Source organism: Collinsella sp. CLA-ER-H5, from assembly GCF_040092375.1.
Lineage (GTDB): Bacteria > Actinomycetota > Coriobacteriia > Coriobacteriales > Coriobacteriaceae > Collinsella.
The window spans coordinates 51,353-68,055 of the sequence record NZ_JBBNLR010000005.1 but is presented as its reverse complement, the minus strand read 5'-3'; the positions used below and the strand labels follow the sequence as shown (position 1 = coordinate 68,055).

Annotated in this window: 10 protein-coding genes; 5 read left to right on the top strand and 5 right to left on the bottom strand. The window is 61.3% G+C overall.

Annotated features, from left to right (window positions below; all coding sequences use genetic code 11):
* Positions 1 to 62 precede the first annotated feature (62 nt).
* Together AAAX31_RS03165 and AAAX31_RS03160 are read left to right on the top strand one after the other, a co-directional pair.
* Complete coding sequence (locus tag AAAX31_RS03165) at positions 63 to 3,359, top strand: 4-alpha-glucanotransferase (RefSeq protein ID WP_349076143.1); 3,297 nt, start codon at positions 63 to 65, stop codon at positions 3,357 to 3,359.
* Between the two features lie 88 nt (positions 3,360 to 3,447).
* On the top strand, positions 3,448 to 3,684 hold the full coding sequence (locus tag AAAX31_RS03160) for an FmdB family zinc ribbon protein (RefSeq protein ID WP_117583493.1): 237 nt from the start codon (positions 3,448 to 3,450) through the stop codon (positions 3,682 to 3,684).
* Between the two features lie 272 nt (positions 3,685 to 3,956).
* Here AAAX31_RS03160 and AAAX31_RS03155 read toward each other — a convergent pair whose 3' ends face one another.
* From AAAX31_RS03155 to gltX, 5 genes are all read right to left on the bottom strand, one after another.
* The gene (locus tag AAAX31_RS03155) at positions 3,957 to 5,357 is read right to left on the bottom strand and encodes a transcription antitermination factor NusB (protein ID WP_349076142.1); all 1,401 of its coding nucleotides are present in this window, start codon (positions 5,355 to 5,357) and stop codon (positions 3,957 to 3,959) included.
* Positions 5,354 to 6,274, bottom strand: coding sequence for a methionyl-tRNA formyltransferase (fmt, locus tag AAAX31_RS03150; protein ID WP_349076141.1), 921 nt, complete (start codon positions 6,272 to 6,274; stop codon positions 5,354 to 5,356). Before fmt ends, AAAX31_RS03155 begins: the two co-directional genes overlap by 4 nt.
* 327 nt (positions 6,275 to 6,601) lie before the next feature.
* Positions 6,602 to 7,138, bottom strand: a complete 537-nt coding sequence (gene def / locus AAAX31_RS03145) for a peptide deformylase (protein ID WP_349076139.1) — start codon at positions 7,136 to 7,138, stop codon at positions 6,602 to 6,604.
* 18 nt (positions 7,139 to 7,156) lie between these two features.
* Positions 7,157 to 9,583: a primosomal protein N' gene (gene priA, locus AAAX31_RS03140; RefSeq protein ID WP_349076138.1), complete on the bottom strand. Its 2,427-nt coding sequence runs from the start codon at positions 9,581 to 9,583 to the stop codon at positions 7,157 to 7,159.
* Between the two features lie 211 nt (positions 9,584 to 9,794).
* Complete coding sequence (gene gltX, locus AAAX31_RS03135; RefSeq protein ID WP_118334373.1) at positions 9,795 to 11,270, bottom strand: glutamate--tRNA ligase; 1,476 nt, start codon at positions 11,268 to 11,270, stop codon at positions 9,795 to 9,797.
* Between the two features lie 312 nt (positions 11,271 to 11,582).
* On the opposite strand from gltX, the gene metK reads away from it, so the two are divergent.
* The 3 genes from metK (at position 11,583) to AAAX31_RS03120 (ending at position 16,688) form a co-directional block, all read left to right on the top strand.
* Positions 11,583 to 12,863, top strand: a complete 1,281-nt coding sequence (gene metK, locus AAAX31_RS03130) for a methionine adenosyltransferase (protein ID WP_118449357.1) — start codon at positions 11,583 to 11,585, stop codon at positions 12,861 to 12,863.
* 343 nt (positions 12,864 to 13,206) lie between these two features.
* Positions 13,207 to 14,814, top strand: coding sequence for an L-serine ammonia-lyase, iron-sulfur-dependent, subunit alpha (sdaAA, locus tag AAAX31_RS03125; protein ID WP_349076135.1), 1,608 nt, complete (start codon positions 13,207 to 13,209; stop codon positions 14,812 to 14,814).
* Positions 14,815 to 14,963: 149 nt separating this feature from the next.
* Positions 14,964 to 16,688, top strand: a complete 1,725-nt coding sequence (locus AAAX31_RS03120; RefSeq protein WP_349076134.1) for a L,D-transpeptidase — start codon at positions 14,964 to 14,966, stop codon at positions 16,686 to 16,688.
* Positions 16,689 to 16,703 lie beyond the last annotated feature (15 nt).

Below are 16,703 nucleotides of genomic sequence, written 5' to 3'. Positions count from 1 at the left end.
CTTACAACTTGTGCGTAAAGCCATGGCCCGCAGGCCGTGATTCTATTGAACTGGACCGTATTATGAGATTGATACACAACAGCCGTCTTCCGCAGTTTCGCACTCCGTTTGGCGCTGTGACCACTGGAACTACCCTTTCGCTCTCCGTGATTCTGGAGGATGCCGACCCCAACCAGGCAACGCTTACGCTGCGCACCTGGGTCGATGAGATCGGTGAGTCTCGGTATCCCATGACGCACGAGGGCGACGGCATTTATACCGTAGAGCTTGAGTGTACCGAGTCCTGTCTTATCTGGTACAGCTTTATCTGCAATATTGAGGGCCAGCCCGAGGTCCGCTTGGGCGCACCGCAGGGTCGCACCGGTGGCGAGGGCGTAACTTACGACTACGCCGAGGTGCCGTCCTTCCAGATTACCGTCTATAAGCACCGCGAAGTGCGTCCCGAGTGGTACGAGCGTGGCATGGTCTACCAGATCTTCCCCGATCGCTACGCCCGAGATGAAAACTGGCGCGAGCGCACGCTGGCCGAGGTCGAAAAACCACGCAACGGAATCCAGCGCCGCATGGTCGAGGACTGGAACGAGCCGCCCGTGTACGAGCGCGCCGAAGACGGCTCCATCAAAACCTGGGACTTCTACGGCGGGTCGCTCAAGGGCATCCAGGAAGACCTGCCTCGCATCGCCGAGCTGGGCTTTACAGCCATCTACCTCAACCCCATTTTTGAAGCCGCGAGCAACCACCGCTACGACACGGCCGACTACACCAAGATCGACCCGATCCTGGGCACCGAGCAGGACTTTACCGAGCTGTGCCAGGCGGCCGAGAAGCTGGGCATCTCCATCATTCTGGACGGCGTCTTTAACCATACGGGTGACGACTCGATCTATTTCAACCGCTACGGCAACTACCCCGGCGTGGGCGCGTGGCAGAGCGAGGATTCGCCATGGCGCGATGCGTTTTATTTCCACGAGGACGGCTCATACGACTGCTGGTGGGGCGTGGGCAATATGCCCGCCATCAATGAGAGCTCTGAGCTGGTACGCGAGCGGCTCCTGGGCAAGGACGGCGTGATCCGTAAATGGCTACGTGCCGGCGCTCATGGCTGGCGCCTCGACGTGGCCGACGAGCTTTCCGATGACTTCCTGGCCGAGATCAAAAAGGCCGTGCTCGCCGAGAAGCCTGATGCACTGTTGCTCGGCGAAGTCTGGGAAGACGCCTCCAACAAGATCAGCTACGGCCATCTGCGCCGCTATCTGCAAGGCTCCGAGCTGGACTCTGCTATGGATTACCCCTTCCGCGACATGGTCATCGGCTTTTTGATGGGCTACAAGAACGCCTACCAGGCAGCCGAGGATATCGAAACCCTGCGCGAGAACTATCCCCGTGAGGCCCTGTCCTGCGCACTTAATCTGCTTTCAAGCCACGACCGTCCGCGCATTATCTCGGTGCTCGGCGGCGGCCCCGATGAGACGCAGCTGCCCGAGTGCGAGCGCAGCAAATGGCGTCTGGACGAGAACTCGATGGGCCTGGCCAAGAGCCGTTTTTGGCTTGCAACGCTCATGCAGATGACGTTCCCCGGCGTGCCTTCGATCTACTATGGCGACGAATACGGCCTGGAGGGTCTAACCGATCCGGGCAACCGCCGCACCCTGCCGACCAAGGACCAACTGCACGACTTCGACACGCTGGCTATTGTCAAAAACGCCTCCGCCGTACGCCGCGCACTGCCGTTTATGATCGACGGCGAGATCAAGGCCTTCGCGCTCAACGACGAGGTGCTGGCATACAACCGCACGGGCAAGGATGGAGAGTCCGCGACGGTTATCATCAACCGTAGTCTGCGCAATTCGCACCGCGTGACGATTCCGGCGCTCGACGAATGCGCGAGTGACGTGATCAGCGGTCACGAGTGCGAGATCCACAACGGCACGGTCACGCTCGATTTGTATCCGCTGGGCTCGTCGATCATCTATCACCATGCCGAGCAGCGCTTGCAGGAGCCGCTCGATCACGGCGCGGGCGTTGTGTGCCATATCACCTCGGTACCGACCGATGACGGCAAGCCCGGCACGATCGGCGCACCCACGCGTCGCTTTATCGACCATCTGTCCGCTATGGGCATGCGCTACTGGCAGGTCCTGCCTGTCAACCCAACGGACTTCTTCCGCTCCCCTTACGCCGGGCCTTCGGCCTTTGCGGGCAATATTGACCTGCTGCCCGAGAGCCAAGAGGAGCTGGCGGCCGACTTTGAGACTTGGAAGGCCCGTGGCGGCGAAGATGCCGATCCGCTCTACACCGCGTTTAAACATCGCAACGCCGATTGGCTCGAGAAATACTGCGTCTACATGGCCGTTAAGAAGTACTTTAAGGGCGAGTCGCGCCACGATTGGCCGACGGATGTCGCGCGCTACAACGAGCACCTGATTGACGACAAGCGTTTCCACGACGAGGCAGAGCTGCAGGCGTACATGCAGTACCGCTTTGACCTAGCCTGGTGCGAGCTCATGAACTACGCGCACAAGAAGGGCATCGAGGTCATCGGCGATATCCCGATGTATGTCTCGGACGATTCGGCCGATGCATGGAGCGAGCCCGAGAACTTCTGGTTGTCCGATACCGGCAAAGCGATTGAGATTTCCGGTGCGCCGCCCGACAACTTTGCGCCCGAGGGCCAGGTGTGGGGCAACCCGACGTTCCGCTGGGGCCACATGAAGCAGAACGGCTACCGCTGGTGGATGGACCGCCTGCGTCGCGCGTTCTCGCTCTACGACCGTGTGCGCCTGGACCACTTCCTGGGCTTCCATAGCTACTTTAGTATCCCCGCGGGCAAGGCTTGCGCCGACGGTCGCTGGCTGGCGGGCCCGGGCAAGGACCTGTTTCAGACCGCCTACGACGAGCTAGGTCCGCTCAACTTTATCGCCGAGGACCTGGGCTATCTGACACCTGGCGTTCGTGCGATGGCCTCGACCTGCGGCTTCCCCGGCATGGACGTGCTGGAGTTTAGCGACTACGACGTTCGCTGCGGAATTCATCCCACACCGGGCAAGATCCTGTACACCTCGACGCACGACACCTCGACGCTTGCCGGCTGGTGCACGCGCTCCTTTGCGGGTGGCGACGAACCGAGCGGCATTGCATTGGCAAGCGAGCTCATGGGCAACGCCCTGACAAGCGACGCTCCCCTGGTGATGATGCCGCTGCAGGACGTGCTGGGGCTTGGCGACGACACGCGCATGAACGTACCGGGCGTGGCCACGGGCAACTGGACCTGGCAGGCTGACGAGGCCGACGTTGCGGCCGCTGAGGGCAAAACCGCACAGCTCCTGCGCAACACGCATAGATTCTGGGGCGAAGCGTGATAAAACGCCCGATATAGGGTACAGTTACAGACGTTTGAATTTTTGCGGGCAGAGCAATCTGCCCGCTTTGTGCTGAAAAGGAAGTATTATGGCGCGCTACGATTACAAGTGCTCGAGCTGCGGCAACGTGTTTGAGGTTGAGCATCCCATGTCCGAGACCCCCGAGGTCGTGTGCCCCAACTGCGGCGCTCCGGCCGCCAAGACGTTCTCGGCCAGCGGCATCAAGTTTGAGGGCAGCGGCTTCTACAACACCGACCAGCGAAGCGGCGGCTCCAGCACCAGCGCCACCAGCGGCTGCTGCGCTAACTGCCCGCATAGCCACTAGTGACAAGTGGCCCCGCGATCAAGCCCGATCGCGGGGTTGAATTTTTTCAGGAATGAACAACGCCCCGGCGACTGGTCTGGGGTTGCGCCACGAAAACGGCCTATCTACTACGTTTGACCCGTATAGTCCGAGCACACCTGCGTTTTTACAAAATCGACGAGCCGTCTACCTGCGGTTTTGAATTCGCTAAATTCGGCATGGTTGGGGGTAATGGGTTTAATGTAGTAGATAGGCCCATTTCATGGCAAGCGGGTCAACCCTCGGGTGCCGTATTAGTTGCGCACCAGCCTGGCGCAGAAGTGGCCATCGTAGGAGTCGGCGTTTACCGGCACGCTTTGGAAGAGGCCTCGGTCGTTTTGGCGTACGCAGACGAGCTTCTTGGCCTGGGCAAACTCGGGCAGTTGCAGAATCTGCGCCTCAGAAAGCGGCGCCACGCTAAAGCCGGCGCCCTCGGAAGAAGCCAGGAAGGCATCCACAACCTGCGCGTTCTCCTCATCAAACACCGAGCATGTTGCATAGATAAGCTCGCCGCCGGCAGCCACGCGCGCAGCGGCTTCCTTGAGCATCGTCACCTGCAGCTTGGGCAACTCAACCGTCACATCCTTTTCGGTCAGGCGCCACGGGATCTCGGGATGACGGCGCATGGTTCCAGTGCCAGAGCACGGCGCATCGATAAAGACTGTGTCGAACATAACCGGCTCGCCAAGCATGGCATCAAACGATGTGAGCACCTGATCAAGCTCGCAAGCATCACCCGAAACCGTACGAACGCCCTGAATACCGGCCTTATGCAGGCGAGCGAGATTTAGATCGCACTTGCGATCATGAAGATCGAGCGCCGTATGCTGACGCTCATAGCCCGCACGCTTGGCCTGGCACATCATCACATAGGTCTTGGTGCCACGACCGGCACCAATCTCAAGGCAGCTACCAGGGCGCGTGGCAGCTGTGGCGATAAGCTGGGCGTTAAGGTCCGAGGCCACGGCAGCAGCACGCTCAAATACGCCCGACGCAACCGTAACCTGGGCATCAACCGGGGCATGGCAGCCCGGGAAGACAGGTGCGACGAGCTGCGAGATATACGGATCGGGCTTGGAAGCAAAAGCGTTCTCATGCAGGGCCAGCGGCGCGGGGGCCAGATTGCCGGCAAAGTTAAGCGCACCCTCTGGCGTGTCAAACGATGCCATAATGCGAGCGCATAGCCAGCGCGGAAGACCCATCAGGCGCGACAGACGAACCAAGCGTCGCTCGGACTCATCCACGTCGGATGCCGTGGCAAAGTCCTCAACGTTGTCCGCAACCTTGTGCAGTACAGCATTGGCCAAGCCGGCGGCGGACTTAGCACCGCAACGAACCAGTTCAACACCCTGACTTACGGCAACACGGCCCGGCGTATGCAGGTAGAGCATCTCGAAGGCAGAAATACGAAGCGCCATGCGAACGCGCGGCGCAACCTTTTTGGGCTTATCGAGAAACTGATCGAGCAGCTCGTCCAAAATACCCTGCGTGGCGGCTACACCCAGCGCCAAGCGGGCGGCAAAAGCGGAATCGCGCTGGTCAATAGCCTTGGCCGATGCGCGAGAGGACAGCACGTCGCGCGCATACATGCCGCGGCGATCGGCCTCCATCAGCACATCGAGCGCAAGCTTGCGCGCGGGAGACAGCTTGCTCATGACAAAACACCCCACGAAAGATCGGCACCCTGCAGGCCAGCAGCCCAAGCAGAAGCGGCCATAGCACGTTTGCCATCAGGCTTAACCTCGAGCAACTCGACCGAGCCATCGAAAAGGCCCAGGTAAACATGCTTGGCCTGAACGGCGACGAGTCCCTCACCAAGCGACACATCGGCCAGCGCAGCATCGAGCACACGCACGGTCTTGCCGGCAATCACACAACGAGCAGGCGCGGTATCGGACGAGGCAAGCACATGACGCACGCAATCAAGCGCCGCCATGTGCGGATCTAGACGCATCTCCTGCTTGGAAATCTTCGCAGCATGGGTGACAAGCGACTCATCCTGCTCGATCCACACCGCCGTACCATCGGCAAGCGACGGTAGCGTATCGGCCAGCAGCTTACCGCCAAGCTCACCAAGCTCCATCGTCAGCGTCTCGGCATGCTTACCGGCAACTGACGTTGAGGCCTGGGCGCAATAAGCGCCGGTATCCACGCCATGCCCAATACGCATGATAGAAACGCCAGCAATCTCGTCGCCAGCGAGAATCGCACGCTGAATAGGAGCAGCCCCACGCCAACGAGGCAGCAAGGACGCATGAACATTCACAATACCAAGCGGCGCTATATGAAGCACCTCATCAGGCAAAATACAGCCATAAGCAGCCACACAGAAAATATCAGCCTGCGCAGCCTTGAGCACCTCAACAACCTCAGGCGTCATACGATTAGCCTCAACAACAGGCAAACCAAGCTCGAGCGCCTTAGCCTTAACAGGAGACGGCTCAAGCTTCTTACCACGCCCGCGAACAGCATCAGGACGAGTAACAACAAGCGCAATCTCATTCCCAGCCTCAACAAGCGAAGTCAAAGAAGGCACAGCAAAATCAGGCGTACCCATAAACACAATACGCATAAAGATCGTCTCCTCTCAACCAAAGCCGAGACGGCTACAAAGAACAGCGGAAAGCCAAGTCACCAGCCCATCCGCAATAACATTTCAACAAGAACAAATATACCCAAAACCAAAGAAAGAGCCGCAATAAAAGCAGCTCTTTCAGCAAAGCACCTATCAGCGAAGACGCCCATCCCTGGCCCGACGGCACCCGGGCGAACCGAGCCAGAACAACGCAGTCCCCGGTGCTGAGCGCCCACATATCGTCCCGCGCGCAGTTTCGCAGCAAAGCGAGAATGTTTGAGCACGGGATGATATGTGGGCGCTCAGCACCGGGGACGGACAAACCTACTCCGTCTCACCCGGTCGAGCGCCGCGGGCCAGGGCGTCCTGGTACTCCTTGACTGCCTTGATCCTCTGCATCGGCTTCAGTCGCTCGAACATAGTGTTGCCATGCAGGTGATCGATCTCGTGCTGCAGGCACACGCAGAACAGGTCGCCCGTAGCCTCGTAGCGAATCAGGTTTGCGTCCAAGTCGTACGCCTCGACGACGACATGGTCGGGACGCTCGATCTCGCAGCTAATGCCAGGGATGGACAGGCAGCCCTCGCTAAACGGCACCAGATGGTCGCTCTGCTCCACGATCACGGGGTTGATGAGCACGTACGGGTCATAGTCGTTCTTGTCGGTGTAGTCGCAGTCGATGGTGACGAGCTGAATGAGTTCGCCGATCTGCGGGGCAGCCAGACCGCAGCCGCCGTTCTCGAACATCATCTTCTTCATCTTCTCGGCAAGCGCCTCGATCGCCGGGGTAATCTCCTCGATGACGGCGCACTCCTGGCGCAGACGAGGGTCGGGCGACAGTACGATTCCGTTGGCTTCCATGGCCATCCTTTCGGGTTGTTACATCAAATCATAGGCGTCGACGTCAACGCTCACGCTCACGCCGCGCACAGAGCCCACCTCTTTGAGGCAGGCGTCGATATCATCAGAGACATGGTACCCCACGGGCGACTTCACAAGCAGATGGAAGCGGTAACGGTCCTTGGCTCTCTCGATTACACACGAAGCCGGACCCAGCACCTGCGGCATGGCACTCCCCGCCCTCAAAAAGTCGGGCGCGGCGGCATGCCAGCGGCGCTTAAGAAGCTTTGCAATGCGCCCAATGTAGTCCTGCGCGTCATCCGCGTTCGTCGACCACACCAAAATGTTGACCAGGCGCACAAAGGGCGGATACAGCGCGTCGCGCCGCTGGTCAAGGTCGTAGTCGGTAAAGATAGAACGGTCGTGCTCGGCGACGGCGCGAATGACCGGATCCTCGGGCAGATAGGTCTGGATGATGACCTCGCCAGGACGATCGCCGCGGCCGGCGCGGCCCGCCACCTGCTCCAGCAGATCGTAGGCGCGCTCCCCTGCGCGGAAGTCCGGCAGCTTGAGGGCGAAGTCGGCATTGACCACGCCCACGAGCGTGACCTCGGGAAAGTCGAGACCCTTGGCGATCATTTGGGTGCCCAGCAACACGGCGCAATCGGCCGCATCGAACTGCTCGAGCAGCTTTTTGTGCGCATCCTTTCCGCGCGTGGAATCGGCATCCATGCGGATGATGGCGACGTCCTCGGGCAGCATCTGGTGCAGTGCGTCCTCGATCTGCTGCGTGCCCAGCCCCATTTTTGCCAGGTAGCGACTGCCACATTTGGGGCAACGGCTCGTGGGCGCGGGATACGGCTGCACGCGCCAAGACGAACCGCAAGTGTGGCACTGCAGCGTGTGCGTGCGCTCGTGATACGTAAGCGCGGTGGAGCAGTGGTTGCAGGTGGGGACGCAGCCGCACTCGCGGCACATCAAAAACGGCGCAAAGCCGCGGCGGTTATGCAGCAGCACGGCCTTCTCACGGCGTTCGACCACGCGATCCAAGCCCTCCATCAAGGGTTTTGAGAACATGGAGCGGCTGCCGTGAGAAAACTCACGGCGCAGGTCGGCAATTCGGACCATGGGAAGCACGGCGTGTCCCGGGCGCTCGGGCATCTCGACACGCGTCCAAGTGGCACCGTTATACGTGCCACGACGGCAGCGGTCGAGGGCCTCGGCCGAGGGCGTGGCGGAGCCCAACACGAGCGGGCAGCGATAGCGCCGCGCCATCTCGGCCGCCACCTCGCGCGCGTGGTAGCGCGGACTGGAGCCCTGCTTGTAACTGGTCTCGTGCTCCTCGTCGATGATGATGAGGCCCAAGTCGCTGAGCGGGCAAAAGAGCGCCGAGCGAGCGCCGACGACCACGCGGGCCGCACCGCTGGCAACCATATCCCACTGGTCCAGGCGCTCGCCGGCCGAAAGCCGCGAATGGAACACGGCGACCGTCTCGCCAAAGCGCGAGCGGAAGCGGCCGACGGTCTGGGCTGTCAGCGATATCTCGGGCACCAGTACGCAGGCTGAGCGGCCGGCCGCGAGCACGCGCTCGATAGCGGAAAGGTAGACCTCGGTTTTGCCGGATCCAGTGACGCCATCGACTAGGACCACGTCGCCGTGAGCGTCAAGGCGTGCGCGCTCAATCTGCGCGAGGGCCTGTCGCTGACCGTTGGTGAGTGCCATCGGGGCCTTGCCGCTCGCCGAGGACAGCGTGGTCTGCTCGCTGCAGCCACGCCAGGCGCGGCGCTCCTCCACAACCACGACGCCGCGTTTTTCGAGCGCCTTGATGGTCGCCGACATGCTGTTATAGAGAAGGTTGAGGTCGCGCGTCGTGACCGGGCCGCACTGGAGCGCCTCGATGAGTTGGCGCTGGCGGACTGCGGTCTTGGGCGGCGTATAGTCGAAGCCTTCGGGCGTGAGCATGACCCAGCGATTTTGGATGGGTTTGACGGCTGGACGTTCAACCGTCCACACGCCGTCGTCACCCTTGACCACACGCGGACTGCCGCCCGGGGGCAAAAACAGGCGCAGGCACTCGGAAAGAGTTGCGACGTACTCGTGGCTCATCCAGCGTGCGATACGGGCGGCTTCGGCGGTAAAGAGCGGTTTGCTGAGGATAGCCTCGACGGCTTTAATACGCGCGGGGTCGAGGGCGTTGTTACCCTGCAGGTCGCCCAGCTCAGGCGCAATATCAACGATATAGCCCGCGGCGGCACGGTTACCAAAGTGGACCAGGACCGTGGATCCGATCTGGACCTCGTTGGCAAGGGACTCGGGGATGCCGTAAGCAAACGGTTCCGACAGCGCACGGGTGGGGATGTCGAGGACCACGCTCGCGTAGGCGGCGATGGGTTCGGGTGCAGGCTCGGGCTTCACCGGAGTCTCCTCCGGTTCCGGCGAACCAAACAGCGACAGTTGTTGAGCCATACACCACCTCTAACGAACGGACCTGAAAGGGGTGGGACAAAATAATCAGTAGAGTTTGTCCCATGGCCGATACGAGTGTCGAGCTTGTTGCGTCACTCGAACATGGGACAAACACTACTGATTATTTTGTTCCAGCAACCCACTCATCGGTACAGAAACAAGAGCCCCGCTCTGAGTGAACGGGGCTCGGATACATACATTTGCGCGTCTACTACAGCGCCATCGTGCGGGCGCGGTCGATGCGCGCCAGGCAGTCGTCGCGGCCGACGAGCGCCATGGTCTCGCCCAGCGGAGGGCTCACCATGTTGCCGCAGACGGCGACGCGCACGGCCTGGAACACCACGCGCTTCTTAAGGTCCATCTGCTCGGGCAGCGGCTCAAGCGCGGCGTCGATGGCCTCGGCAGTCCACTTGTCCACGCCCTCGAGCGCGGCCTTGGCGGCATCCAGAATGGCGCCCATGCCTTCCTTGGCCAGGCCCTTGTTGACGGATTTCTCGTCATACTCGAGCGTCTCGGCCGTAGCGAAGATGGGAGCGGCGACGGTCACGGCGTCGGCCGGCATCTTGGTGCGCGGCTTGACGATGGCGGCAAGCGCGTCGATCCAGTCCTCGCCGTACTCGACGTTGCCCTCGATGAGACCCGCCTCGTGCAGCTCGGGGACCATGATCTCGTCGGCAAACTGGGCATCGGACATGCCGTTGATGTACTCGGCATTGACCCAGTCGAGCTTCTTGGGGTCGAAGGTCGCCGGGTTCTTGGAGATGCGGTCGAGCGAGAACTTGCTAGCAAGAACATCGCGCGGGATGATCGTGGTCTCGCCGTCGAGCGACCAGCCGAGCAGCGCCAGGTAGTTGACGAAGGCGTCGGAAAGGTAGCCGGCGTCGCGGTACTCCTCCACCGAAGTTGCGCCGTGGCGCTTGGAGAGCTTCTTACCGTCGGCGCCCAGGATCATGGAGATGTGGGCGAACGTGGGCACGGGCGCGCCGAGGGCCTCGTAGACCATGACCTGGCGCGGGGTGTTGGACAGGTGGTCGTCGCCGCGGATGACATGGGTGATCTTCATCATGGCGTCGTCGACGACGGTCGCGAAGTTGTACGTGGGCGTGCCATCGGAGCGGAAGATGACAAAGTCGTCGAGCTCCTTGGCGTCGAAGGTCACCTCGCCGTGAACGGCGTCGTGGATGACGACGTCGCCGCGGTCCTCGGGCACCTTGATGCGCAGGACGTAGGACTCGCCGGCCTCGATGCGGCGGCGGGCCTCCTCGGGATCAAGATCGCGGCAACGACGCTGATAGCCCTGGAAGGGGTCCTTGCGCTCCTGCGCGGCCTTGCGGTCGGCGTCGAGCTGCTCCTTGGTGCAGAAGCAGGGATAGGCCTTGCCCTCGTCCCAAAGTTTCTGGGCGGCCTGCTTGTACAGGTCCAGGCGCTCGGTCTGGGCGTAGGGGCCAAAGTCGCCGCCTACCTCGGGACCCTCGTCCCAGTCCAGGCCCAGCCAACGCATGGCACGCAGGATGATCTGCGTGTTCTCGTCGGTGGAGCGGGTGGGATCGGTGTCGTCGATGCGCAGGATGAACGTGCCGCCGTTAGCACGGGCGAAAGCCCAGTTATAGATAGCGGTGCGGGCGCCGCCGATGTGCAGCTTGCCCGTCGGTGAGGGTGCAAAGCGGACGCGAACGTCTGATGCCATGGAAATCTCCTCGGTTGCAGGATGGATGTCTAACCGCACCAGTATAAAGCATCAAAGCAACCTCCGCACAAAGGGCACCGACCCACTCATTGGGGACTACTCATTGGGGACAGACTTAAATGACCAATCGTTGTAGTCATTGGGGACATTCTTGGTTTAAGACTGGTCATTTAAGTCTGTCCCCAATGAGTAAAGTGCCGCAAGGGTGCGGAAAGGGTGTGAATGTTTGATTTACGCGCTATGATGTGCCCTTGCATAGAGAGCCCGGCGGAATGGTAACGGTCGCCGGGACACGTTTTTGAAAGGACAATCATGTCAGAAGAACTTCGTTCCATCCCACCCCAACACGGGTCCTTTGTTTTTACGTCGGAGTCGGTGACCGAAGGTCATCCCGATAAGATCGCTGACCAGATCAGTGACGCCGTCCTCGACGCAATCCTCGCCAAAGAAATAGAGCTCCAGGAGCAGGGCTACATCGCCCCCAACGGCGTGCCTGCCAACGTGGAGAACGTCCGCTGCGCCTGCGAGACCCTCGTGACCACCGGCACCGTCATCGTCGCCGGCGAGATTCGCACCCAGGCCTACGTCGACGTACAGGAAATCGCCCGCGGCGTCATCCGCCGCATTGGCTACAACCGCGCCAAGTTCGGTTTTGACTGCGACACCTGCGGCGTTATGAGCCTCATCCACGAGCAGTCGCCCGATATCGCCCAGGGCGTTGACGAGTCCTTCGAGACCCAGACCGGCGCTACCACCGACCCGATCGACCTGATCGGCGCCGGCGACCAGGGCATGATGTTCGGTTATGCCTCCAACGAGACCAAGACCCTCATGCCCATGCCGCACTACCTGGCAAGCCGCCTGGCCGAGCGCCTGGCTGCCGTGCGCCATGACGGAACCCTGCCCTACCTGCGCCCCGACGGCAAGACCCAGGTCACGGTGCGCTACGAGGAAGGTAAGCCCGTGGAGGTCACGACCATCGTCATCTCCACGCAGCACGCCGCCGAGATTGAGGACATGGGCAAGATCAAGGCCGACCTCATCGAACACGTCATCACCCCGGTCATGGCCGCCGAGAACATGCCGTGGGACAACGCGGACATCTACGTGAACCCCACCGGTCGCTTTGTCGTGGGCGGCCCCATGGGCGACACGGGCCTCACCGGCCGCAAGATCATCGTCGACACCTACGGCGGCTACGGCCGTCACGGCGGCGGCGCCTTTAGTGGCAAGGACTGCACCAAGGTTGACCGCTCCGCCGCGTATGCCGCGCGCTGGGTCGCCAAGAACGTGGTCGCCGCCGGTCTGGCCGACCGCTGCGAAGTCGAGCTGGCCTACGCCATCGGCGTTTCCAAGCCCCTCTCAATCATGGTCGACACCTTCGGTACTGCGCATGTTGCCGAGGACAAGATCGTTGAAGCCGTAGAGAAGACCTTCGACCTGCGCCCGGGCGCAATCATCCGCGACCTAGACCTACGTCGCCCCATCTACGAAAAGACGGCAGCCTACGGTCACTTCGGCCGCGAAGACGCCGACTTCACCTGGGAGAATACCGACCGAGTCGAAGAACTCAAAGCAGCCTGCGGACTTTAAGCTAACGGCAAAAGCTACAGCCAAGAAACAACGCACCAAAAGAAGTACCGGCTCCAACCGGTACTTCTTTTTTATTTAAAGGTGGTGAAGATGAGCCGACCTGGGACATGGAATAGGTCATAGGCCTATAAATTTCGCAGCAGAGCGACTCCAACCATGTATCCTAAGTTCCGAGGGCTTTAGTATTTGGTCGGTCGCGAGTTCCGCACGAGCCGGAGGCCACTTAATGTGGCCTCCGTGCGAGCAGGACTGTCCGAGCAGGCGACCAAATACTAAAGCCCTCGGAACGGCGGGACAGAGTATGCCCCGTCCCTCGGAACGACGGGATAGAACAGGAGCGCATATGGCAGGCAAGCCGCAAACACTAGCTACGACCTCGGCATTCGAGATCTTGGGGCCCGTCATGGTCGGCCCCAGCTCATCGCACACCGCCGGCGCCCTGCGCTGCGCCCAAGTTGCCGCCAGCCTGCTGGAAGGCCGCATCACTAAGGTCACCTTTGGCCTGTGGAACTCCTTTGCCCACACCTACCGCGGCCACGGCACCGATCGTGCGCTCGTCGCGGGCATCCTGGGCCTCGACACCGATGACGAGAACATCAAGCAGGCCTTCGACCTCGCGCACGAGCAGGGCCTCGAATATCACTTTGACATCAAGGGCGACGACGCCTCCATCCACCCCAACACCGTCGACATCGACATGGTCGACGACACGGGCGCCACGGCCCAGGTCCGCGGTGAGAGCCTGGGCGGCGGCAAGATGCGCATCAGCCGCATTAACGGCGTCGGCGTCGACATCTCGGGCATGTACTCCACACTCTTCGTGGCGCACTACGACGTCCCCGGCGTGCTCGCCGCGCTCACGAACCTGCTCGCCTACGCACACGTGAACATCGCCTTCTGCCGCACCTACCGCACCGAAGTGGGCGGCCAGGCCTACTCCGTCTTCGAGACCGACGGCGCGCCCGACGACACCGTCGTCCCCATGCTCCGCAAACTCGACAATGTCGATTACGCGACCTTTATCGAGCTCCCCGGTTCTGCCTCGTCGCTCTCCCCCGGTGTCTCGGCAAAGGAGATCTTCGACGACGGCGAGCAGCTGCTCGATGCGTGCGCCGAGCTCGGCCTGAATATCGGCGCCGTTATGGCCGTGCGCGAGGCGCGTCTGACCGGCGAGGCCCACGCCGTCGCCGCCATGCGCCGCGTGCTCGACGTCATGCGCGAGGAGACCACGGCCCCCATCGCCAACCCGCAGCGATCGCTCGGTGGGCTTATCGGCGGCGAGGCCAAACTGGTCGATGCCACCAGCCGCAACGATTTGAGTGCAAGCCTGATGGGCCCCGTTCAGACCGATGCCGTGGCCCGCGCCATGGCCGTGCTCGAGCGCTCCGCCACCATGGGCGTGATCGTCGCAGCTCCGACGGCAGGATCCGCGGGTGTTGTGCCCGGCTGCGTGCTGGCGCTCGCAGACCATTTGCAGCTGGACGACGAGCAGGTCATGGATGCCCTTTATTGCGCCGCCGCCATCGGCCTCAACCTCACCACGAGCGCCTGCGTTGCCGGCGCCGAGGGCGGCTGTCAGGCCGAGGTCGGAAGTGCGGCCGCCATGGCCGCCGCCGCGCTAGTGCAGATGCTCGGCGGCACACCCGAGCAGGCGCTCGACGCCAGTTCCATCGCGCTGAGTAATCTGCTGGGCCTCGTTTGTGACCCCGTCGGTGGCCTCGTGGAGGTGCCCTGCCAAAACCGCAACGCCATCGGCGTGGCAGCCGCCTTTAGCTCCGCACAACTCGCCCTCGCCGGCATTAAGAGCCTGGTGCCGTTTGACCAGATGGCACACGTCATGCTCTCGGTGGGCCACGCGTTGCCGGCCACGCTGCGCGAGACGGCCAAGGGCGGCATCGCGCAGGCTCCGGCCGCGCTTTCGGCCTGTGCAAAATGCGGTGTGTGCGGATAGCGACAAAGAACGACTCGAAGGTGGGACAAATGTCCCACCTCTTTTGAATGCCACCGTTTCCGTACCACAATCAACTAGGTAATCGCTATAATGCAAGCCCAGTAAAAACACGATGAGCCGCAAGGCGAAATTCGAAGGATATGCATACGATGTCGCAAAACGATCGAACTCAACTGATTCCCGATCCGCAGCAGCCGAGCAGGCACACCGGCGGCGTTCAGTCGCCGCGTCCTATCGCGCCGAGCCGCGGTCAGCAGCGTGGTGCGGCAAACGCTTCGCAACGCCCGAACCAGCAGCGCCAGCAACGTCAGCAGCGCCAGGCAAACGGCAATACGCCCAAGCAGCCCCCCACGCACGCTCGAGGCGATCGCGGCCCCGCGCGCAAACCCACCGAGAACAATAAGTCGGGCAAAAAGACGACGCTCTTTGTCGTCCTGGGTCTTATCGTCATTGTCTATATCGTAGGCGTCGTAGCGTTTTCGCAGGTAGCCTACCCCAACACCACCGTCGCCGGCGTCGACGTCTCGTTCTCCAACGCGTCGTCTGCCGCCACCAAGGTCAACTCGGCATGGAAGCACTATAAACTCACCGTGACAGGAGATGACTTTAGCTGGACCTATCAGCCCGAGTCCGATGAACCCATCGTCGACGGTGAAGCTGCTGCAAAAGAAATCATCAACCACAACGAAGCCTTTATTTGGCCGGTCCGCCTTGTGGAATCCTTAAGCGGCAAGACCAAAACAACTGCTACCTCCAACGAAGTCGATCTTGATCAAGACGTCGACCTGTCCATGCTCTCCGATACCTTTGACCAAAAGAAGTTTGAGGAGGACCTGGGCGCCGCTATCGACGAGTTTAACGAGGGCCGTTCGGGCACGTTCGAGGCCAATAGCTCCTATGACGAGCAGGCCGGCAAGTTTACCGTCGAGAAGGCGCGCTCCAACGAAAAAATCAACCGCGAGCATGTCATTAAGTATGCCGAGCTCGAGCTTGCCTCGCTGACCGAGACCGTAGATCTTTCCAAGCTCGGCAACGATGCCTATGAGCCGCTTAATGGAACGCTGACCGATGATCAGATTCAGGCCGCATGCGATGCTGCCAACAACTTCCTGGGCGTCAACGTGACCCTCAAGCTCAACGGCGAGGATGCCGGCAAGGTTGATGGCAGCTCCGTGTTGCAGTGGATCAGCTTTGCCGATCCGGCCAACCCCACGCTCGATACGTCGCAGATCAGCAGCTGGGCAGCCGAACTCGCCAACGGCTTTAATACCGTGGGCTCCACTCGTTGGTGGACGCGCGCCGATGGCAAGCAGTGCGCCGTCGAAGGCGGCGACTTTGGTTGGTCCATCGACAGCAGCTCGCTCGCCAAGCAGGTCGAGGACGCCATTAACAACAAGCAGACCGGCGAGATCGAGATCAAGTACTCCCAGAAGGCCGATACCTTTACCGCAAAGGGAGAGCCCGACTGGAAAGCGTATATCGACGTCGACCTGTCCGAGCAGCACGCGCGCTACTATGACGAGAGCGGCAATATCGTGTGGGAGGCCAACTTTATTTCCGGCAAACCGGGCGAAGACGCCACCCCCGAGGGTGTGTGGCAAATCAACAGCAACGACGGCGGCAGCACCCTGATCGGAGCCAAGGACCCCGAGACCGGTAAACCCAAATATGAGAGCCCGGTGAGCTACTGGATGCCGTTTGAGGGCAACATGATCGGCTTCCACGACGCCACCTGGCAAAACGACAAGAGCTTCGATAACGCCGAGTCGTACAAGTGGTGCGGCAGCCACGGTTGCATCAACCTGCGCCTGGCCGACGCCAAGGCACTGCACGATTGCATCAAAGTCGGCCTGTGCGTGGTTGTCCACTCGTAGTGCAACGCGCGCATT

Bases quoted from the DNA above. Each gene is read 5' to 3' on its own strand.
- AAAX31_RS03165 (WP_349076143.1), top strand. From the start codon at position 63: ATGAGATTGATACACAACAGCCGTCTTCCGCAGTTTCGCACTCCGTTT.
- AAAX31_RS03160 (WP_117583493.1), top strand. From the start codon at position 3,448: ATGGCGCGCTACGATTACAAGTGCTCGAGCTGCGGCAACGTGTTTGAG.
- AAAX31_RS03155 (WP_349076142.1), bottom strand. From the start codon at position 5,357: ATGAGCAAGCTGTCTCCCGCGCGCAAGCTTGCGCTCGATGTGCTGATG.
- fmt (WP_349076141.1), bottom strand. From the start codon at position 6,274: ATGCGTATTGTGTTTATGGGTACGCCTGATTTTGCTGTGCCTTCTTTG.
- def (WP_349076139.1), bottom strand. From the start codon at position 7,138: ATGGAAGCCAACGGAATCGTACTGTCGCCCGACCCTCGTCTGCGCCAG.
- priA (WP_349076138.1), bottom strand. From the start codon at position 9,583: ATGGCTCAACAACTGTCGCTGTTTGGTTCGCCGGAACCGGAGGAGACT.
- gltX (WP_118334373.1), bottom strand. From the start codon at position 11,270: ATGGCATCAGACGTTCGCGTCCGCTTTGCACCCTCACCGACGGGCAAG.
- metK (WP_118449357.1), top strand. From the start codon at position 11,583: ATGTCAGAAGAACTTCGTTCCATCCCACCCCAACACGGGTCCTTTGTT.
- sdaAA (WP_349076135.1), top strand. From the start codon at position 13,207: ATGGCAGGCAAGCCGCAAACACTAGCTACGACCTCGGCATTCGAGATC.
- AAAX31_RS03120 (WP_349076134.1), top strand. From the start codon at position 14,964: ATGTCGCAAAACGATCGAACTCAACTGATTCCCGATCCGCAGCAGCCG.